Annotated in this window: 15 protein-coding genes; 7 read left to right on the top strand and 8 right to left on the bottom strand. The window is 48.7% G+C overall.

Annotation, left to right across the window (positions count from 1 at the left end):
• Positions 1–1,121 precede the first annotated feature (1,121 nt).
• Positions 1,122–2,291 carry a hypothetical protein gene (locus LDN04_RS06500; protein ID WP_223907957.1) on the top strand — a complete coding sequence of 390 codons (1,170 nt, stop codon included), beginning with the start codon at positions 1,122–1,124 and terminating at the stop codon, positions 2,289–2,291.
• A complete protein-coding gene (locus LDN04_RS06495) occupies positions 2,269–3,423 on the top strand; it encodes a hypothetical protein (RefSeq protein WP_223907954.1) in 1,155 nt (384 codons plus the stop codon). Before LDN04_RS06500 ends, LDN04_RS06495 begins: the two co-directional genes overlap by 23 nt.
• Before the next feature lie 3 nt (positions 3,424–3,426).
• On the opposite strand, the gene LDN04_RS06490 is transcribed toward LDN04_RS06495, so the two are convergent.
• The 3 genes from LDN04_RS06490 to LDN04_RS06480 are packed head-to-tail and all read right to left on the bottom strand — an operon-like array spanning position 3,427 to position 5,437.
• A complete protein-coding gene (locus LDN04_RS06490; RefSeq protein ID WP_223907951.1) occupies positions 3,427–3,903 on the bottom strand; it encodes a hypothetical protein in 477 nt (158 codons plus the stop codon).
• A 2-nt stretch (positions 3,904–3,905) separates the two neighbouring features.
• A complete protein-coding gene (locus tag LDN04_RS06485; RefSeq protein WP_223907949.1) occupies positions 3,906–5,201 on the bottom strand; it encodes a hypothetical protein in 1,296 nt (431 codons plus the stop codon).
• A gap of 14 nt (positions 5,202–5,215) precedes the next feature.
• Positions 5,216–5,437 carry a helix-turn-helix domain-containing protein gene (locus LDN04_RS06480; RefSeq protein ID WP_223907937.1) on the bottom strand — a complete coding sequence of 74 codons (222 nt, stop codon included), beginning with the start codon at positions 5,435–5,437 and terminating at the stop codon, positions 5,216–5,218.
• Positions 5,438–5,918: 481 nt separating this feature from the next.
• Here LDN04_RS06480 and LDN04_RS06475 point away from each other — a divergent pair, with 481 nt between their 5' ends.
• From LDN04_RS06475 to LDN04_RS06460, 4 genes are all read left to right on the top strand, one after another.
• Entirely contained in the window at positions 5,919–6,809 is an 891-nt protein-coding gene (locus LDN04_RS06475; protein ID WP_223907934.1) for an ArdC family protein, read from the top strand.
• Positions 6,810–7,216: 407 nt separating this feature from the next.
• A complete protein-coding gene (locus tag LDN04_RS06470; protein WP_223907922.1) occupies positions 7,217–7,564 on the top strand; it encodes a hypothetical protein in 348 nt (115 codons plus the stop codon).
• 445 nt (positions 7,565–8,009) lie between these two features.
• Positions 8,010–8,510: a DNA repair protein RadC gene (gene radC / locus LDN04_RS06465; protein ID WP_223907919.1), complete on the top strand. Its 501-nt coding sequence runs from the start codon at positions 8,010–8,012 to the stop codon at positions 8,508–8,510.
• 334 nt (positions 8,511–8,844) lie between these two features.
• Positions 8,845–9,843: a site-specific integrase gene (locus LDN04_RS06460; protein WP_223907916.1), complete on the top strand. Its 999-nt coding sequence runs from the start codon at positions 8,845–8,847 to the stop codon at positions 9,841–9,843.
• 321 nt (positions 9,844–10,164) lie between these two features.
• Here the strand turns inward: LDN04_RS06460 and LDN04_RS06455 are convergent, their stop codons facing one another.
• A complete protein-coding gene (locus tag LDN04_RS06455; RefSeq protein WP_223907914.1) occupies positions 10,165–11,097 on the bottom strand; it encodes a hypothetical protein in 933 nt (310 codons plus the stop codon).
• Positions 11,081–11,644: a hypothetical protein gene (locus LDN04_RS06450; protein ID WP_223907912.1), complete on the bottom strand. Its 564-nt coding sequence runs from the start codon at positions 11,642–11,644 to the stop codon at positions 11,081–11,083. Before LDN04_RS06450 ends, LDN04_RS06455 begins: the two co-directional genes overlap by 17 nt.
• A 153-nt stretch (positions 11,645–11,797) precedes the next feature.
• Here LDN04_RS06450 and LDN04_RS06445 point away from each other — a divergent pair, with 153 nt between their 5' ends.
• A complete protein-coding gene (locus tag LDN04_RS06445) occupies positions 11,798–12,466 on the top strand; it encodes a tetratricopeptide repeat protein (RefSeq protein ID WP_223907909.1) in 669 nt (222 codons plus the stop codon).
• On the opposite strand, the gene LDN04_RS06440 is transcribed toward LDN04_RS06445, so the two are convergent.
• From LDN04_RS06440 to LDN04_RS06430, 3 genes are all read right to left on the bottom strand, one after another.
• Positions 12,467–13,786, bottom strand: a complete 1,320-nt coding sequence (locus tag LDN04_RS06440) for a rhodanese-like domain-containing protein (RefSeq protein ID WP_223907906.1) — start codon at positions 13,784–13,786, stop codon at positions 12,467–12,469.
• 72 nt (positions 13,787–13,858) lie between these two features.
• Positions 13,859–17,317: a CxxxxCH/CxxCH domain-containing protein gene (locus tag LDN04_RS06435; protein WP_223907904.1), complete on the bottom strand. Its 3,459-nt coding sequence runs from the start codon at positions 17,315–17,317 to the stop codon at positions 13,859–13,861.
• Positions 17,318–17,345: 28 nt separating this feature from the next.
• Positions 17,346–22,061 (bottom strand): CxxxxCH/CxxCH domain-containing protein, encoded by a 4,716-nt coding sequence (locus tag LDN04_RS06430; RefSeq protein WP_223907901.1) that lies wholly within the window; start codon positions 22,059–22,061, stop codon positions 17,346–17,348.
• Positions 22,062–22,069: the final 8 nt, after the last annotated feature.

The following is a 22,069-nucleotide window of genomic DNA, read 5'->3' as shown; positions in this document are numbered from 1 at the left end:
CTGTCATAGCTATAATTGATAAAAAATAAAAAAACATAGGGGGATATATATATATCCTCCAATTTGTAATATATAAAAACAATTCACAAAAAAGCTAGGACAGCCGGGACAGCTAGGACAATCCCTTGATAGTAGGTGCTTTACACTGTCACGGCTATAGATTTGAGCTAGGACAGTAGGGTAGTTAGCTAGGACAGTTCCCCACCTTTTTCATTTTTCATTTTCAGGAGCCAGGAGGGTTTAAGATATCGGCCTCTGATATACAATTAACCGGAACCCCACATATCCCAATGCATGACATCTAAAGTGGGCGGGTAATCATGTATTCCATTTGCTGTACACAACCTAAGCCCGATTACAAAGACCTATCAAATGAGGAATACCAAGCCTTTTGTCGGTTAGTATACCTGCTGAGGAAGAAAGGGTATAAGATCGCGGAGGCTCAGGACATGGCTTATCATCGGTTACTGGCCGAGAGCATACCATTTAGTTGACCGCTCCCCACTCTTACGGGGTTTACGAGATTGATATTAGATGCTTGATGTGATATGAATAGTCGGTTTAAACTGCCTTTGTTATATCTTCAAGCCCGAGGGTTACTAATGAATAACGGTCTTTTGCGGTAAGATGCGTGTAGGACATGGGGGGCTCCTCCTGGGGTATGTGTTGGTCGCGCTTCACACACTACCAGATTTGCCTGCCATGTCCTTTGGTTAACTCACGTGGTGCACTTACGAATAGAATCTACCCTGCAAAGAAGCTATATGGTATCATTGCTGTCCGGTTAACTGAAATAACAGCAGTTTTACGGCTGTAACCGATTGAATTTGTTGCCTTTCGATTAGAAACAAAATTCAAATCGAAAAATGAACAATTGTCTGCAAATTATGCAATTACAGCATGTTATAGATGTACAATCAAATTTAGCCGGACATTAGTGATATGTTATAAAAAATATAGAAGAGTTTATAGTTTTAGGTTATCGGTTTAGACCATATAGATATCATACAGCCTGGTATTTATGGCAATCACTGAGTTAACGTGAGCGCTCTGTTTGTCTTGAGTGAAGTGTAATAGCACAGAATTAATGATAGTTTTAACTATGGAGAAAGAGGGAACTGATGAATGCTGATACCTTAAGTAAGAATCCTGAAATCGATGTATATACAGAAAATGGACAAGAGATATGGGAAGTACCTCCTTCAGCTAACACAACTTATCTAACGCACGGTTATTTTAGATATATTGGTAAATTTCCGCCTCAGATTGCTTCAAAACTTATAAATGATTTTTACGGAGGGACAGGTAAGGTCCTCGATCCAATGGTTGGAGGTGGGACAGTACTTACAGAATCAGTTGTTCGGAATATCGAATGTGTTGGATGGGACATTAACCCTGTAAGTAGATTGATATCAACATCCGTTTCACGACAGGTTGACTCAAATCAACTTAAGCAAGTATGTGAAAGTATTATAAATGCTTTAGCAAAATTAAATTCAGATTCACCACTATTTGCCACGTCATCGACATTTACTCCTTACAAATTGCGTTTATGTAAAGACTACTTTGATAACGATGCGTTAATAGAACTAAGTTGCGCTCTTTCAACACTTGATAGTTTGTCACCTCATGATGATATACGAGACTTGGTTATGATGATAATTTTATCATGTCTGAGAAAGATTAGTTTTGCTAATGTCAAGAAGATGAATCTAGAACTAGATTTAAATAAAAAAACAAAAAGCACACTACTAAAAGAATTTTCAAGTAAATCCAAAAAGGTATGCGATAGTAACAGAATTTTACCGAATCAATTTTCCAAAGATCTTGCCAAAGTTTTATGTAAAGATGCCATTAATTGGGACAGTACAGAAAAGTACAATTTCATTTCTATCCATCCGCCATATCTAACTAATACAGCTTTCTCCGAGGCTACTCAATTACAACTTGCTATACTTGATATATGTCATAAACAGATATGGCAAAAGGAACTTAAATGTAGAGGTAGTTTTTTGCACGAAACAAATGGATTAAAGAAGTATATTGTAAATTGGGGTAATATTATAAAAAATGCTGCCGAATCTCTTGAAAAAGGAGGCCATTTAGCTCTTGTTGTCGGAGATGGACAAATAGATTACATTAGAATTCCGATAGGAGCTATAACCGTTGAGCTTGGCAAAGACTATAACTTAAAACTAGCAAAACATGCTTTTCACGTTTTAAATAACCATACAGGCCAAACTCAAAACAAGAAAATGAAAGGTCAGCATGTCATTGTTTTTGAAAAATAGTAATATTGAAGTTTGGGGAGATGTTGGTACAAATAAAGATCAAAATTATCTGACTCACTCGTTATTTAGATATTTTGGTAAACTTCCACCAGTCTTGACTGCAAAGATCCTCCGTGAGTTTGTGCCGGCCACAATATCAACACCAGTTGTTGTCGACATGATGTGTGGTAGTGGAACCACTTTGGTAGAGTCAATAGTCCATGGATTTAGAAGCGTTGGTTTGGATTCAAATGGATTATCTATTATGGTCTCTAAGGTTAAGACAACGAAAATAGCCAACAGTAAGTTGGATAAGGTATATAGCGACCTTTTGTTGCGCAGTAAGGGTTGGAATAAAATATCACCATCTGATGATTATATACCGGTCATGCGTAATATTGACAAATGGTTCACAGCCGAAACTAAAGATCTTCTATCTATCTCCAGAGAAGCGTTAGATACATATAAAGACGATATTGATATTTATAATTTTCTTTTTGTTAGTTGGTTGGGAATTATTAGAAAATGCTCCAATGCTTCAGTCCGAACCGGGAGGATATTTCATGATCTACAAAAACCTCAGCAACGAGTAATAGATATATTATTTGCTAATATTGCTGCAAATGCAAAACTGATTGAGTCATTACCTTCATATGATTCTACATTAATTCCGAAACTAATGTTAGGTGATGCCAGATCCTTCAAAGTAAGTGATTCAAGAATATCTGATTTTACAATAATGCACCCTCCGTATTTTGCACTGTATAAATATAGTTCTGATGTACTTAGATTTGAACTTGAATGGGGAGGGTATAATCGAAAAGATATTCTGAAGAGAGAAGTGCGAGATGGCTTCAAGACATCAAAGAAGGAGGATGTCTTTGGTTACATTGATGATATAGTTGATTGTATTGCCAACGGTGCAAGATTAACAAAAAAACGGTCTAAGATTTGTGTTGTAATTGGAAACAGCACCTTAGCTGAAGAGCAACTTCCTGTTGTTGAATCAGTGGTCTTAAAAGCCAAAGAATTGGATATAAATTGTTCTAGAATTATTACTAGACCCATCAATCACGCACAAGCAAAATATCATAAAAGCGCTAACAGCAATATCAAATCAGATTTAGATTATATCTTAATATTTGATTCTTGATAACTAATGTTCAATATCAACCATTGGGGTTGAGCTATGAATACCTACCACGCTTCCATCTGAGATAAGGTATAAGACGTTATCTTCTAAATTACTATTGAGGTTATATGCACCGATACAGATCACAACGTTGTTGCATAGATTTAATAGATCGCACTTTGTTGTAAGCCTATCAATGATAAATTTCTTTAATTTGTCTACTGAATAGTGTGAAATTAAACTATTCAGCTTCAAAATATCTTGTTGCGATTCAGCAGTAGAACCTTTAACTTCGCATAAAAATAAGTGAGTACTGGAGCAAAATATAATATCTACATGGTATCGTTCTGCTCCTGTCTTCTTTTGAGTTGGCGATGGAAACCTTATTAAATCAGTAGTATAGCTTTTACCGCTTGGTGGATGAGCACTTATCAAGTGTAATTTCGGATCAGATGTAATGTATTTTATGATTCCATCAAATGCAATATCTTCTTGTGTCATATTTATAGTAGTTCCCCAAGTTTATCGCCTATTATAATCCCATCGTTGCAAACAATAATTGAACAATAGTGCGAAAATATACGGCCTTGCTTAGTGGAAGCGACCCAACTATGGTAAAGATCGGATGAACTTGTCGTTTGCACTAGCTTTTCTTTAAAATCTTTACCGTACCTGTCCTTGAAAAGTTGAATAAACGCTGCTTCTTTAGTTTCTTTGATTAATTGAGCACTTTTTTCATTTGAAATAGAAACTCTAGGGTAAAATAGGATTAAAGGTTTGAAACTTTTTGAAGGAAGGCAATACCTAGCAAATAAATTAACGGCTACTCCACAGTGGGGATCTGATCTCCATTTATAACCTGAAAAATAGCATAGAGATTTATTGTTCATTTGCTTCAACAAAAATAATTTATCAAGCATTGTATCTTTTATGGGATTAAATTTATATGTCTTACCCATTATGTAGACATGTTTAAAATTTGATGTTCGTAACGCGTATAATGCTAGTAACTTATCAGGCTTACCTTTATGGAAATAATCTCCCATTCTTGAAAGTACTATATGAGGATTAAGTATTATTTGTTTTGCCTCAGCGCTTGAAAGTTCAAATTTAACATCAGAAAACTTCGTATTCTTAACTCCAGACAGTCTCAGCAATTCGGCCTGATTATTCTGAAGTAACTCGTGATACTTAGATTTATTGCCACTATGATTCGAATCAAGGATAGCTACAATCAGATCACATAGGTGCTTGTAAACAGAAGTAAAATCATCCCTATTAGATAAGGTAGTTTTAATTACTTTGCCGTTTGAAGCTGTTGCCCACTCCGAATAAAGCTGATATGACCCATAATGTTTATGTAATGCGGCCATTCCTTCAAAAAAATCTGATGTCAAGCTTCTCTTCGAAAGTTTTGAAACATCTTCTGCTTTATCAAGTTCATCATCCCTTACACGAGCTAACGGTCCGAAATAAATGAATGGTACAGAATTCTCTGCGGCACTTGCAACTCTAACAAAACGTTGTAAACCATTATCTCCAGTGTATGCATGTTCTGTTAACTCGACAACAAGCAAGGGAATTCCATTACGAGCAAAAATCAGATCGGGTCTATCGTATTTAAATAATGATATTAAATTATTATATTCAGAAATCTTTATAGCAGATGGGGCTTGAGGATATACTTTTATGTTTGTACGTGGAATATTTTTAAGAATGGGAGCAATTTCTTGAAACGAAATAAATAGTTTTTGATCAGCAGGCTCATCACAATAAACAACCACATCATTGAAATACATAGCATCTCCTGTTATCATTTTTCAAATAGGTCTGAATCAAAAAACTCTCTTATTGAAACTCCCAACACTAATGCAAATCGTTGTAGGTTGATTATCGAGATATTCCTTCTTCCGTTCTCTACAGAACTTGTGTATGTTCTGTCAATGTCTGCTTCAAGAGCTAATTTTTCCTGAGAAAGGCATTTAGCTAATCTTAATTCTTTGAGTCTCATACCAACAGCTTCTCTGATCTCCATCGGATGCCCTCCCTCGTATCCGTTAAGTATCTGTATGTCGACTTTAAATCAACCGACTATGAGTCACACTGGTAATGTATTTTTATTCCATGCCCGTATTGGCACGATATCATTGATGTTTTATTTATTTATTTATGCAAAATTATGTAGATTGGTAAATTAGATGAATCGCTGACTTATTATTCCCATAATTGTAATTAAGTAAAAAGCACCGTGACTAGTCCAAAACCTTTATAGCATCCGTGTAGACAGATGAAATGATACAAGAGCAAAACTAAAAATTCGGAACCCCACGGTCCAATAAAAAGAGGCATGGTCATAACTGATCATGCCTTTTCCATTTGAAAGGAGGTGAACCAATAGAGCAGCATCCCCACCATCAATCCCACCCGTAATACCCAATCCAACTAACCAATCAAACAGCACAACCAACAGGTATCTCCGTAAAGGGATACCTATACCTAAAAAAGGAGGAATTCGTATGTCTAACGTTTACGAGATCATCAACAATCGGATTATGGAGCTATTGGAACAAGGAACTATCCCCTGGAGGAAACCATGGAATGCAGAGAACAATGATCCCAAGAACCTGATCAGCAAGAAGAGCTATAGGGGGATTAATCACTTCCTACTTTCCTGCACTCCCTACAACTCACCTTACTGGCTTACCTTTAAGCAGGTGCAAGACAAGGGAGGACACGTAAAGAGGGGAGAGAGGTCAACTCCTGTAGTATTCTGGAAGTGGTTGGACAAGAGCACAGAGGGTACTGATTTAAACAGTACCCTTTCCACCAGTAAAATTCCCCTGTTACGCTACTACAATGTCTTCAATATCGACCAGACAGAAGGGATACCAGCACCGGAACCAACGGAAGCGCATAACGACAATCATCCTCTCTTGGGACCAGAGCAGATAATCAAGAACATGCCTCTAAGACCAGAACTCCGATTCGGAGGTAACAAAGCATACTATTCTCCATCTCTCGATTACATCCAACTACCACACCTGAGCACCTTTGATACTCCAGAAGAGTATTACTCCACATTGTTCCACGAATTAACCCACGCAACAGGTCATAGTTCCAGATTATCGAGGAAGAGCGTCCTTGAACCTTCTTATTTCGGTTCACACGAGTATTCCAAGGAGGAGCTTATAGCTGAGATGGGTGCAGCATTCTTATGTGGCTATACGGGGATCAAACAGAAGACCATCGAGAACAGTGCTGCATATATCCATGGATGGCTCAAGGAGTTGAAGAATGACAAGACATTATTGATCCATGCAGCTGCCCAAGCCCAGAAGGGAGCAGACTATATCTTGAACAGGAAGGACGGTGAAGAGGTCGAATCTGTAGAAAACATCGCAGCATAATCCCACCAAAGCATTAACTCTAAAGTATTAACCCACCTAACACGACCAATCCAACCACGTACACAAATCCAGACCAATTAGCTGAGAAGCAATAGCCCGCTGCTATTGCGGTAATACATTGATCCAACAACAACAAGAAGAATCCAGGACACTCCATCTCTATCTTCTAGCACTAGGACCTCCATCATTACTTGCGGGGTATCTAGTCTATCTAGCCGATAATATTAGCCAAAGCTAGATAAAACCAGAATGAAGAGAATTGTTCTCCACCACTCTCATTCAAGTAACAGAATTCTGCCATTCTTACCCACCAGAACCATTCACCAAAGCTCCAAATTTGCGCTGTAAGACGTTCTCTTAGCTCAAGACATTAAAGTATATCAATCTGCTAATTTAAGGAGGAGAACATGACCGTAATTAAACCGGCTATCAGAAGAATGACTTTTGACGAAGCACAACAGAAAGGATTGTTTTCACAAGGATTGGTTCTGGAGCACCAGGGAAAGAGCTACCTTCTCCATGCAGGATTCAGGGACAAAGTACATGTCTTCACCAAGAGTATTTGCCTCTACGTTCTGACCATTAACAGGACTCTAGGCTACATAGGACTTGATGCCTATATGTCTTCCGAACCAGATCCGATTAACACAATATTCCTGCACTCGGAATACCAGATCACAGATGTATTGGGCCGCAAGTGGGAACATATGACCCCCAGGACAATAGCCAGCAGATTGATTGACTACCTCATCTAAAAGGAGAAACATCATGGCCTATTTTAAGTGCGATACCTGTAATCAGATATATGAGGACTACTACCCTCCAGATGACACATGCATCAAATGTAAACGCGGAATCATTAAGATAGTTGCCGAGTACATGCAATTCCACAGCAAATGTGGATAACTCTTCTGTAGCTGTGGATATGTTTCAAAAATGTAATGTTTCTACAGGTACTTTAGCTCTTTGCTCATTAGAGAGGCATGCTGTTTAACTAACTGTTTTTACGTGTCAATAGTTAATTTGTGGTGCTGCTATTTTTGCTGGACATATACCGTTAAGTCATGGAGGTGCAAAATGATATTTAAAAGTGGATAACTCAAGAATATATGTATCGAAAAATGCATAGTTACCTTCAAATTATTAGAAAAGGGCGACCACTACAGGTTGCCTTTTTTCATTTCAGAAAGGAAAACCATCATGACAGTTCAAACCCTCTTCGGCCAAGAAGAAGTATCCACCAAGACCAGAAGCATCAAGTTCAAACAGATCAAAGCCGTATATGAAACCCTCACCGTAAAAGACGAGATAACCAATTACCTCCAACCGTTGAACAGGTTCACCTCTCCAGAACAGGTATATGCAACCTTCAGCTTCCTGAGAAATGAGACCAAGGAATACTTCTTCGCCCTCCATCTGGATGGCAAGAACAGGATTGTATGCATTGATACCGTATCTGTTGGCTCTCTTAACCAGAGCATTGTTCACCCAAGGGAAACCTTCAAGACAGCACTCCTCTCCTCAGCAGCAGCAATAATACTGATCCACAATCATCCTACCGGAGATCCTACCCCTAGCAGGGAAGATATTGAGATAACCAAACGACTCAAGGAAGCAGGGGATCTCTTAGGGATCAAGATACTCGACCACATCATTATTGGTGACAAGTATCTCTCTTTTACCAACGAGGGGCTTTTATGAAATGTGAACTTTGCAACAAGACAATTCGACCAGGAGAGATAGCACATGGGATCAGGTATGGGACAGCAGATGGAGAAACGGATGTATTCCTTCCAGCAAGAGATTCAGCTTGGAGCGTGACCTGTAGTTTTTGCGGAGACATGGTCTTGAAACTGATCTATGCCAAGTTGAAAAGTAAGACCTCTATTTCTATTAATCCCGCCTTGTACAAGACCTTCACGCAGACCAGATAACCTACCAAGTAGCAACAATCAAATCCAACAACTTAACCATTTCAGGACAACAGGGGCCACTAGGCTCTTTTTTTGTGCCTGGAATCAGGAAAGGATCAAATATGTCTATCTATAAGAGGGGAAAAGTCTTTTACATGAACATCATGGTTAATGGTGTCCGCATAGCAAAATCAACTGGTAAATCTACCAAGCGAGAAGCAGTGCAATTTGCTGCCATGGAACGTCAGAAAGCACTCAATGAAGTAAAGCTTACGCCTCAGGAGAGAGCAGCAAGATTACCTTTCAAGGATGCAGTTGAAATGTGTTACGAAGCGAGGTGGAAACATTGCAAAGATGCAAAGCGGGCTTATGGCCGCGCCATGAATCTTGCGAAGATAGTGGGAGATCGGCAGATTGGAGATGTGACAGAGTATGTAGTAGCAGAGATCGTGCTTGAGTTGGAAAAACGAGGTGCTACGTCATCTACTGTAAACAGGTTCTTTGCTGCATTAAAGACCCTTCTTAGACACCACAAGCAGCCTTGGGACTTCATAAAGCTTCGGAAGGAAAGAAAGGGCCGGATCAGGACCGTGAGCAGAGAAGAGGAACAAAGAATTCTAGTACTATTACGAGAAACCACCCACAGCAAACGTAGATGGTTTTATCCTGACGTAGCTGATCTTGTGGAAGTGTTAGTGGATACTGGCTTGAGGTTATCAGAGGCACTAGCTCTCAAATATGATGATGTAAATTACGGGACTAATCTGCTAACGATATGGGTCAACAAGGGTGATCGACCAAGAAGCATACCTATGACATCTAGGGTTAAAAGAATCCTTGTTCAAAGGCAGGAAGTAAGCCGTATCCAACCATTTCCACTAAAGCCTTACCAAGCTGAGCATGCATGGCGATGGGTAAGGATGCAAATGGGACTTGATCGAGACCATGAGTTTATCCTTCATGCTCTAAGGCATACTTGCGCTTCAAGGTTGGTCAATGCAGGTATCGACCTATATGTGGTCAAAGAGTGGCTAGGTCATAGTACTATACAGGTAACAGAAAAGTATGCTCACTTGTCTCCGAACAAGTTAGCACATGCTGCTACTGTTCTTGAGATATGAGGTTTTCCCTGTTGCAAATATGTTGCGAATATTGTAGTTATAGTGCATCTGTTGCAATTTTGTTGGTTTGTAACTTATTGATATTATACATATGATAAACTCAAGTCTAACTGAAAATCCTCGTGTCGGCGGTTCGATTCCGTCCCTGGGCACCATTTAGCACCATAATAACAGGCACTTACGATACCGACCGTAAGTGCCTGTTTTTCTTTGGCGCAGATATTGACGCAGATGATAGGAAAATCAGATTAGACTTAAGCACACCCAAAATACACCGCAGGTACACCAGCCTATCGGTTGTATGTCCTGTGTTAACTTCTGTTAAACAGCTTCCTTCCGTTTCTTCCGCCCCAATAACATGCTTACTCCGGCAACAAGGATTATAAGAGCGCCTGCGAAAATAACAGGATTGCCGGGAAATGAGCTGACTTCTATTTCAACCCATTTCACAACTTCAGAAAAATAAACAACAAATCCCTCAAATTCAAGTTTTTCATCCTGCTTAAGCGTCTTCCAGTCCTGAATGGTAAGTTTGCCCCTGGTAATCATAAGGGCGATTGGCTTGTCCACATCATTGGCGACCTTGAAGTACATGCGATGCGGCAGCGCCGGGCTCCTGAAATATTCGGCATTGCCGCTTTCAGCGCTCCCCGCCTTCACAAGGGTGGAGTCCAGAACTGTACCGGATTGCGAGGCAATGACGAATTGAGGCGCGATCCCCGTTTTGAGGGCCCTTATGCGGTATGAAAAGAGATTTTGGAGATATCGCCCCCCGAAAGAACCGGCAGCCAACGGCAATACTTCCTGCTTTCCCCGGGTGGTTAGTTTGAGCACTGCCGTTGCCGGGTTTCCCCCTTCAATCTTTTCGACTTTAAACCGCAGTTTCGGATGCCATCCCCAAATCCCAGTCTCTGTCCGCTCATAGCCGGTACCCGCAAATTCCTCTCCTGGGCCAAGAGTAGTGATCCCTGTAAATGAAAAAGCGTAATTAATAAGCAGCCCCAAAAAGACAACAGAAAAGCCTAGCGGAAAAAGGACACCACTTCTGTCTCCACACGCCCGGATCAGGCGCATAAGCGATGCAAGGAACAGCAGCAGCACAAATATCTTTGTAGGGAGCAGTCCCAGAAAGTCGGCAGCGGAAAGCCCGGTCGCAGCTGTTACCGGAAGGAATACTAGCAGCAAGGATAGCAGAAGATATGAAATGACCTGCCAGGAAGAGGCCTGTCGCAACAGCTTAATACTTGAATTCATCCTTTTCCTCGGAGGCGATCTTCACAGGGTCCACATCGGCTATTTTCCAGCCGCCCTGCTGTTTGATCATATGGTACCTGAAACCGGAGCCCAGTCCTTTGACCTTCCCAGCCTGCTTCCTCTCCGCTCCTTTCCGGTACACATAGTTCCACTCTTCAAATGTCGTTACCTCCGCGGAAAAGGGAGACATAAATTTTGTTGAAACAAACTTGAGGGAGGCCATATCGTAGATGAGCACCAGTTCCTTTGCCCGCAAAAAATCGAGTTCGCGGTATATTTCATGCTTCAGAACAGTTCTGACTGGCAGGTCATCAAGCCTCATCACCTGGCCGTCACTCACGTACAGATCGGTGAACACCTTGTTGTAACGCTGGATTGTTTCTTGTATTTGGGCGCTCTCTTTGTCCCGACTTTCAAATAACCTGCTCACAAGCGGCACAAAAATCTGTTTTTGAAAAAGGCATCCCATCCCCATATAGAGTATGGCAAACAATAAAATGCCCAGTGATAAACTAATAACTGTATGTAGGGAGAAATGCTTCATCATAATCCAAAAAGTTAGAGGACTGTCCCTGCGACAAGGTTGCTGCCGAACAGGTAATAATCATCTCTATGTTTTTTGTAGGAGGCCCTATTTCTCGTCGACATGTACACAGACACGGTTGACAAGCATACACCATTACAGATACACTCCACAACCATGAAGAAAAACCATATTATAGCCCTGTCGGCAGTTATTCTCCTCATTTGCATCTTGCTTGTCACCTGGCGAAGCAGAAAGGCCAGCCAGAACGTAAGCCCCTCTCCGATCGCCGGTTTGGGCCCGACTGACCTGATTAACCGAAGCGTCGACTCGATGAAAGAGTCCGCCGCAAAGAATCCCAGCGATGCCTCGGGATATGTAAAACTCGGAAACTTCTATCTTGACCATAGTAAAAGCGATGAAGCGCTGGAGGCGTTCCAGACCGCCCTGAAGATCGATCCAAAGCATGGGCCGGCTCTTGAAAACCTCGGTTTCATCTATTACCAGAAAAAGGACTATGCAAACGCTTTGACGTACTTGAACATGGCACGCGAAATCATCCCCGACAGCCCCACTCTGCACAACACCCTGGGAGCGGTTTACCGTGAGCAGAAACAGTACGAAAAAGCCTTGGAAGAGTACCGCAAGACAGCAACACTGCAGAAGGAAGCTCCCTACTCCTGGTACAACATCGCCTTGATTTACCAGGAGATGAAAAGCCCGGAAGAGGCCACCGCCTGGGAGAAATACCTGTCGGTTGCCTCAGGGATTCCCTCCGAGGCCCGTTACGTCGAGATTGCGCGGCAGAACCTCAAAAAAATAAGCAGGTACAGACCCCAGAAATAGTCAGTGAACCTCTCCATCGCTTGAAACCGAAAGCATTCGGCCGACGTATCGTGTCCGGTACCCATTCTGCGTCAGAATATGGTAGGCAATTCTTGCCCTTCGCCCGCTACTGCAGTACACCAGGATCTCTTTCTCTTTTGGAAGCTCAGCCAACCTGAAGGGAAGCTCGTCCACCGGAATATGGGCGATGTTTTTGAGCTTTGCATCCATAAGTTCCAACCGGGAGCGGACATCGAGAAACAGCTTCGTCTTCTCGTTCGCCCGTTTTCCCCAGAGGGACTTGAACTCATCGAATAAAATCATGCCGCGGGTGGCGCGGGGTATCCCTGCGGAGTTTTTCCCGGTTTCTCCAGTTTCCACCTGCATGCCGGCCCTTCTCCAGGCCATCAGACCCCCCTCCAGCACCATTACCGGTGAATCACTTTTGTACAGGTACCCCCAGCTTGCCGCCTTCCGGGCCGCCTCCAGTGGCTCCCTGTCCGAGGCGTCGGTGCCATAGAACAAAATGGGATCAGCTGCATCATAAGCCATAAACATGTCCGGATGAAGACGACTGTTTGGAATAGTAATGGCGCTGGGAAGGTGTGCCGTTACGTAGACGCTCTCCTCCCTGGCATCTACAAGGGCCAGCGGTTGCCCGGCATTGACGATCCTATTAAGGGTATCGACCGATATGGCAACAAAATGACCATCCTTCAGCCACCCTGCCATCCCGGCCGTCAACACCCGGCTGCCGGTATACCCCATGGAAACAGCCATCTTTGCGTAGTCGTTCACGCGTTCATCAGAATCATCCGCCGAGTAAAAAACAACAGGGATATCTTTCTCCGTCTTCAGTTCATTCATCAAAGACTGCAACCCCGCTTCCCCAGATGAAGCCGGAAGTGAACGGGCACCGGGAATATGGCCGCCAGCGAACTGCCCAACGGGCCTGATATCAAGAAGCACCATCTGTTTCCCTGCGACAATCTTGTCCCACAACTCGAACGACCGGATAACCACTGCTGGATTGAATGGTTCCACCCCACGCACAAGCTCAAGATTATCGGAAACAGTAATACCGGCCAGTTCCCTGACAGGTTTCAATTTTAAGCGGTTGCCCGGTTCCAGATCCTGCAATGAGTTGAAGTTTTTGTAAGAGACTGTGTCTGACAGCAGGATGGCCCGCTCCCTTTCCCCATTCTCCTTGATGAGCAACAGGTTCTTGTAATTGATTACCAGCGAGCCTTCGATGTTCTGTGCAGATACAGCGGTTGCAAACGCGAGTATCAGAAAAACATAGAGGGCAGATTTTTTCAGCTGCAAACGGTACCTCTCCATACAGCCCTTTCTCCTATTAACAAGAAGAGGGGACTTGCGTCCCCCCTATCAGGTAACTCCATGTACTTAGCCCTAGTATTCCAACGTTCTTTTGCGGTTGGTTCCAAGACCGCTCTGTGAACCACCATGATGCGTACACCCACCAAACGAGGTCACTGCCGAAATAGTATAACAGGTGTAGGTTGTGCCGGAACCGCTTTCCCAGGAAGTGTCTGTAGCGGCAGTACCTGATGCAACTGGCGAGTATTCGGTCCATGACCCGCCACCCATGAAACGGTAGCGCTTGGTAATTCCGGTGGCGGTGTTAGACGGATTATAGGTCTCGTTGGTGCCGTGAATCATCCCGAAGTTGACTTGGGTGCCATCCCCGTTCCCGCCATGGCAGCCAAGACAGGCAAGTTCAGTCGTGCCAGTAGCGTCGACTGCACCAAGGCTAGCCTGATCATTGGTTGTAGTACCCAGGGTATTTTGGCACCTGCCGGTGCCGGCATTATGAACCACTCGGGTTGCCGTAGCGGTGTTGCCACCACCATAGGCGGTGTTCAAGTGACACCTGACGCAGTTTTCAGTGGATGAATTCGAGCCGGAGTTGGTGAAGGCGGCATCATTTCCGCTGCTGTTCTGCAGCATATAGAACGAGCTCAATGAACCATGAGCGTTCACCTCATTGAGGTGGCAGTCAGAGCAGTGGAGCCCAACGTTTTCCTTCAACGCGACCCCCTCTTTGGTCGTGGTGCTCGTGTTCCACGCCGTTGACTGGATCCCCGTCGCGGTGGCAGAGCCGACAGCTTGATCAGTGGGGACGTTAGAGTAGCGTTTCTCGAAAATGTTCAGGTTGTGATGGGATGCCCATCCCTTGCCGAAAAGGCTCTGGAAGTTGAACTGGCCGCGAACGTCGGTGACCCCCCTGCCGCTCCGCATGGTCTTGAGAGCAGCTACCCCCTCTTTTGCATTCTGCTGGGTATCTGAGGTATTGAAAGGGGTCAATTTCCTGGCAAGGTTTGTGCCCGTTACCATGCCGGTATTGGTCGCATTGACGGTAATCGTCGAGGCGCCTCCCATGTTCGCACCGGTAACCAGCTTGGTCCCCGTGCCGAGATCGGTGATCAGGCCGTTGACCGTGACATAAACCCGATCGAGCTGCTGGCTCGTGGCAAAGGTACCCGTCCGTGCTCCGGCGAGGAGGCTGTTGACCGTAGCAATGGTCCATGCAGCACCGCCATTCGGATTAGTGGCCCATGTATAGGAGTAGGGGGCGAACGAGGTTGTCAGGGTCGACGCGGTGCCCACATAGGTCGTGCCGCCGGATACGATCGCCGGATACATGGTATTTCCGGCAGCGCCACCCTTTGCCACGATGGTGACCGTCACTCCGGTGATTGCCCCGGTGACAGACGTGGAGATGTCATCGAGGGGATAGGTCCGCGTGAGGTTGGTAGCAGTGAAGTTGACGTACGCCGATGTCCCTCCCTCGGCGGCGACTGCGGCGTAGTAGTTCGCGACCCCCGTCTCCGTTCCGGCAGTATTGGTGGCAGCAGCGCCGTTGGGCTGAAGGACAACATTGCCGGAGGCCGAGGTGTCGGAATCGTGGCAGGTGATGCAGAAGCGGTCCATGTCGTTGCGCATGATGGTCTTGTTTGCAGCGGTAAGGCCGCCGATGGTCAACCGGTTCCAGACCCAGCCGGTGGTGTAGCTGTCCACGTTGCGCAGTTTGACATCGGCGTTGGCGACGTCGTTGTGGAGGGAGGTGGTCCTGCCTGTCGTGGTATCTCCTTCCCGGTGGCAGACGATGCAGTCCCAGTGCTTGACGATTTGCGTCGTCGTGCCGTTGCTGACATGTCGGGAGGCACGGACGAAATCTCCGCCGGTTGTTCCTCCGGTACCGTCTGCAGCCGTTCCGGTAGCCACGATCTGCCGGCGGCTCCCTACCCCGACGCTGTGACAGGTGAGGCAGTTCATGGAAGGGCCACCCCACGTTGCGCTTCCATGGCACCCAGCGGCAGTGCTGCAAGTGCCACCTGCGGGGATGCCACCGGTGATGGTTCCCATTGTGTAGGTTATGGTTGCAGCTTGGTTGGAAACGTCGTAGTTGCCATCCACATGGTTGGTAAAGTTGGTGATCGTCGTGCCTGTCGTCGTTGTCGCGTAGTGACATTTTTCGCAGGTGATCGAGGCATGGGCGACATGGCTGTTCGCCTTGGGAGTGCCGCTGGTGTACGCGGGACGGCCATCGGTATAGGTTGCATCCCCGTGGCAGCCGTTACAGCCGAAGGTACTCGTCCAGGTGGGGGACTGGAACGGCGCATGGTTCCCGGTGTAGGTGGAGGCGCCGGGAGCGTTCGTCATCATCGTCCCCTTGGAGTGGCAGTAGAGATTGGCGCAGGTACCGGTAGTATACGTGCCGGTGGCCTGACTGATGGCGGCGTTGCCACGTACCGCCGAAGCGAATTTCCAATCCTTCACCCCGTTGACGTGCTTCGTGTAGCCGGTGGTGGCGTTGAGGGTGGTGCTGCTCCCTGCCGCAACCGTGTCGGCATGGCACTCGGCACAGGTCAGGTTATAGGTGTCGGTGGCGATATGGTCCACATGGCTGTTCATCGGGCCGTTTGTGGTGATGTACGCGGTGGTGTTATTGCCTCCGTGGCAGGTTGTGGTGCAGTTTGAGGAGCCAGCGCCGGCCGTCCAGAGAATGTTGGTTATCGGTGCGGTAAACGGCGCGGTGGTCGAGACCCCCTTGCTGTGGCAGTAGGTCGAGGCGCAGCTCGTGGTGTAGGTCCCGCCGCTCTGGTTGAGGCCCGCAAAGGTGCCGAACTTCCAGTCACGGGCGTTGTTCACATGCTTTCCGCCGGAAACGAGCAGCGTCGCGTTGTCACTGGCGGTATCCGCATGACAGGCACCGCAGTTGTAGGCGGTGTTGAGGCCGTAGCGGTCGGTGGCCAGATGCTTGTAGTGAGCCGCGGTCAGTGCAGAGGGAGTTCCGGCTGCCGCCATGTTTGTATACGTGTTCTGCACCCGGTGACAGGTCCCGCAGTCGCCGGATACCGCCATTCCCCAGGTCGGTGTGGCATAGGTAGTGGGGGTTGCCTTGCCGTCGCTGTGGCAATAGGTGGAGCAGGTTCCGGGGGTAAAGGTGTTGTCAGCCGGAGGATTGGTGCGGCTGTAGACCCTGCCGGCCCCTTCACCGTTGAGGGGACTGACTATATCGATAATGCCGTTGGCATGTGCGTAGTTGGTTCCGTTATTGACGTGGCACCTGGTGCAGAGAAAGCCGTACTGACCGGCTGCCGTACCCGTATGGGTGCTGTGGGAACCTTGGAAACGGCCGGCGGGGGTATTGCGGGCTGTCCCGTCAACCGGCGGATTTTCGTGGCAACCGCTGCAGGTGGTAATGGTTCCCGAAGCCAGGGACTCTACCGGCCGATACAGCTCCTGGCCCATGAATAAAGAGACAAGCAGTGCAAGAGTCAGCACCGGTCTGGTTTTGGAGTACCAGTTCTTACCCGGAATAGTATTTACAATGAATTTTCCCATTAACATATTCCTCCCCTGGTATATGTGTCTACCAGGATGGTGTAGTGAAATAGTGGCAGCTTAGGTTCGCACATGTCTTCGCAGTCGTGGCCGAGGCAACACCACTCACTCCGTTGTAGAGCGGGTTCTGTGCCGGGAATGTCGTACCGAACAGCAGGCTGGTACCGGCAGTCGCTCCCCCCATCTTAAAGGTTCCATCACCGAAATTGATCGAGCGTACCGTACTGCCACCCATTGAGTGGTTCGCCGTGTCATTGGAATGGCAGGTGCCGCAGACCTTTTCCGGGTTCGTCCCCGCCAAGCCGAAGGTCTGCCCCGCCGGGTCAAGTGCCGTGGCTATGCTGAGCCGCGTCTTGATGTAATTGATATGCTTGGCGTGGGCGCCCCACCCTTCGTGTACCGTCCCATCCAGGTAGTTTTTGCCCCAGGTGCCGCCGGTCCATCTACCGGCTGAATAGGTAGCGCCAACCGTGTCATAGTCATGGCAGGAATCGCAGTTACCGGCGCCGTACAGGATACCATCGATATGGGTGGGACCGCTACCGTTATGGTTGTGACAGCCGGCGCAATCGTCGGTAATCGCGATGCCCGCGTGGAGGAACGTGGAGGGAGCCGTAGTTGGCGGTGCACCGTGGCACTTGCCGCAGTTTGTGGCGTTCTTGGCATAGGGGGTCAGATAGGCGGTATCGGTCCAAACCGGTGTCGTATCCGCCCCGCCGGCAAGCTTGGCACCGTGGCAGTAGGTGTTGGAACAGGTGCTTGCACTATACGTCGGTGTGAGGGTACCGCGGGTGCTTACCGACCCTGTCGTGCCGATGTTCTGGGCCAGGTTGCTCCAGGCAAAGTCGGTAGCCCCGTTGGCGTGTGTCCCGCTGGCCGGTATCGCGTGGCAATCGGTACAGAGGACCCGTCTGCCGGTGTAAGCATTGACGGCACGAAGGTGGGCGTCATGGGCGCCAACCTGGGCATCATTTGAAACGCCATTGGTGAAGGTGCCGGTCTGGCCGGCTATGTCGGTGCCTGTTGTGGCATAGCCGGGGGCTGCCTGCCAGGCGTTGGCGGTGCTGTAGTTGGCGATGGTTGTCGGCTTGCCGTGGCACTTGGTGCAGGTGGCATTCGCGGTATTGGCGCCCCAGACCGGAGAATTTGCGCCGTGGCACGTGGCGGTGGAGCAGGTACCGTACCCGTTACCGGGGGCTCCCCCCTTGGTGTAGCTGTCTGCCACATCGATCAACTGGTTGACGTGTGCCGCGTTGCTGTATGCTGTTGCTGTCGCACTGGTATGGCAGTTGCCGCAGTTGGTATCGAGAGCCAGATGCTGGGTGTGGCTGCCGGTTGCAAGCGTCGTAGTAGCATGGCAACTACCGCAGGCCGCCGTCCCACCCCAGGCCGGGTTCGTCCCTGCGTAGACCGGTGTTGCGCTCAGGCCGTCGGCCGATTGTCCCGAACTGTGACAGTATATGGTACCGCAACTGCCGAATCCGTTACCCGGGGGATTGACGGCGGACTGGGTATAGGTCCCGCCGTTGCCGAGGCCGCTGAATGCGACATCGATCTTGTAATCGGCGTGCTTGGCGGTCTCGTTGCCGGCACCGGAATGGCAAATGTCACAGGCATAGGAGTAGGTATTATGCTTGCTGTGGCTCCCCCCTGCCGGAGGATTTCCGTGGCAGTTGGAGGTATCGCAGGTAAGGGGTGCTGCCGTGCCCCAGACGGCCGACGTGGTCGGGGTTGCTACCGTCGTACCGGTCGCATTCTGTACCGAGCTGTGGCAGTATACCGTACAGCTGCCGTAGGGAGCAAGTGCTGCCGTGGAAGCGTTAGCAAAGGTCTTGTACGTGGCACTGGCACCGAAGCGGTTGTCGCCGGTCGCCAGATTCCATACCACCCTGCCGTTCACATGGCCGTTGTTCGTCGGGTCGGGCCCGTGACAGGTGCTGCACAACAGGGCAAGCTGGCCGGCGCCGTTCGCCGCATGACGACCGTGACTGCCGGCGGTCGGTGCGGTCGCAGCGGTCGTGCCGTGGCACGTGCCGCATGCGGCCTGGGTAGAACCGCCAGCCCAGGACGGGTTGGTTATGCTCCCGTTACTGCCGGTCCAGCCGCCGTGGCAATAGACGGTGGTGCAACGGTTGCTCCCCGTCTGGGTGACCGTCGTGGCCCCACCGTCACCGGTTACAAAGCTGTAGGGGGCTGTGGGGACAAATCCGTCATAGCTGCCGCCAGCCCTGGTGCCACTAAACCCGGGAGCATTGGTACCATTGATGGCAAAACCCATCTGGATGGTATTGCTCACCGTCGGCATGGTGTTGCCGTTGTGGCAGGTGACGCATTTCATCCCCAAAGCAATTGCGTGCTTGTCGTGGGCACCGGGGCTCGTCGCGCCGGTTGCAGTGGGTTTCCAGACGAGACCGGTGGTGGTGCTCCCGTTGTTGTCGGCGGTAGTGGGGGGATTGCCATGGCAGACGTCGCAGCCTGCGCGGAATCCGTCGTTGTGGGGATGACAGGTAGTACAGTCGCCGTTGTTCTCATGCGCCAGGCCATCAGTATTATTGGTGGTGTTGAAATTGTGGTACTTGTTCTGGCTGTGGCAGACCTCACACACATGCAGAGAGGTGGTATGACCGCCGGCATCGTTGCCGAATGAGGTCATGGAGTTGAAGACGACGGCGCTGCCGGGGAAGCTCCCCTGGGGCGCGGTAATGGTTGGCCGAATACGTTTGATATTGGAAGAGCCCGCCACATGGCAGGTACTGCAGCCGAAGGCGCCGTACTGCCCACCCGCGATCCCCCAGTTCCCCCCCCACTTGGTGGTACCGGGGAAGCGCTTGCTGTTGTGGAGCATCGTATTGTCGGCAACGGCAAGGGTAAGGGGAGCAAGCGTCTGGATCGCGGTTCCGCCGACGATCCCATCCGGGTCCTCGTAGGTCACCCGCACCGTGTAGGTTTTTCCGGTCGTGAGGCCGGTGATGGTCGTGGTGAAGGGGCTTGCGGAATGAAGTTGCGGATTCGGTGCCCAGAAAACGAAGGCGCCGGCATCCTCCTGGTACTCGACCCGGTAATAGTTGTCGCCATCGCTGTCATTGGTGTACGGCATGGAGACCGTGATGGACGTCGGGCTTGCCTGGATGGCGGTGGCGGTCCCCGCTGTCGTGCCGTTGACAGGTCCTCCCGCCACGGTGGTATAGGAGAAGGGGTAGGCAGCCGACATGGGGTTGCCGGCCGTGTCGGTAACGCCGGTCCCGACCGTAACGGCATAGGTGGTCGAATTAGCCTGGCCTGACGGCGTGAAAACCGCTTGCGAGCCTGAGCAACTGGTCTTGCTCCAGGTGACCGCAGGATTTACGGTAACGCTGGAGGTAGTGACCGTGGCACAATCGACGTTTTCGTTCCAGTTGATGGTCACGGTGCTATTAAGCGGTACCGATGTAGCGCCGGCAGCCGGTATGGTCGACGATACCGTTGGTGCTGCTCCGACGCCGCCACCCGTATGCGTGCCACTGTTGGGCGAACCTATCGTGTTGCCGGCCAGATCCTGGGCGTTTGCTACCGTTATCGTTATGTTCCCGCCGTTCACCATCTCGCCGGACAACCAGGTCAAGCGGTAGGTATTACCGGAAACCAGGGCGACGCTGGCGGGGTTGTTCGCCAATGAGCCTTTGCCCGTGCCCGACACCGTATAGTTTGCCGCTGTCGTCACTCCAGCGCCCATCGCCTCGCTGAAGGCCACGTCTACCGTCAGTCCCGATTGCACTGTCACTGTGGAAACGGTGGGCGCGGTGCCGATGCCACCACCCGTATGCGTGCCACTGTTGGGCGAGCCTATCGCGTTGCCCGCCACATCCTGGGCGTTGGCTACCGTTATCGTTATGTTCCCGCCGTTCACCATCTCTCCGGAAGCCCAAGTCAGGCGGTAGGTGCTCCCGGAAACCAGGGCTACGCTGGTGGGGTTGCTCGTCAGTGTTCCCTTGCCCGTGCCCGACACCGTATAGTTCGCCGCCGTCGTGACCCCTGTCCCCATCGCCTCGCTGAAGGTAACGTCCACGGCTAATCCTGATTGCACTGCAACTGAAGAGACTGTGGGTGCGGTAGTGTCAACGATATAGGTGATGGTCAAGGCCACATTGTCGCTGACCCTGACGACTGAAGCGGTACCGCTGTTACCCGTTGCCAGAGTACCAAGTAGTTTTATCTTTATGCTTGAGTTGGATGCCTGTAGAGCTGCCGGCACGGCAACTGCGCCGGTTGCATTTCGGGTTGCCACTGTCGTCGTTGATGCAAATAACGTCTCTGATTCAAGAGTGGTCGAATTTCCGTCCGCTGCATCAGTAATGGTAAGGTTCCCGGAACTGGAAGATGCCCCAGTAGTATAGGTAGAACATTGCCAGTCGTAGGCTCCGTCAACGGCTGTGACTGTAGCACCGGCCGGCACCCCCAGAGACTCCCACGTAATGCCGGAAACCTGCCAGCCGACATTGGCATCGGCTCTATTTCTGCCCGAAATGGTCGTTGTCAGAGTATTTGCCGAATATGCTGTGGCCGTATTCGTCCCGGTGACACCAGTCCAACCGGCAGCACCCCCCGTGAATGTGTACGAATACGTAGCAGTTGCCGCCGATGAGATAAACGGTTTATACCACCCCTGATACATAAAGACCGACATCAGCAGGGTGAGCGTGATGACAAGACTGCCTTTGGCCCACAGACTCATTCCCTGGATTTTCTTTTGGATCACTTTTCCCATTGGGCATC

This window comes from Geobacter sp. AOG1 (assembly GCF_019972315.1).
Taxonomy (GTDB): domain Bacteria; phylum Desulfobacterota; class Desulfuromonadia; order Geobacterales; family Geobacteraceae; genus Geomobilimonas.
The sequence above is the reverse complement of the archived record's forward strand: the minus strand, read 5'-3'. Positions and strand labels throughout refer to the sequence as shown.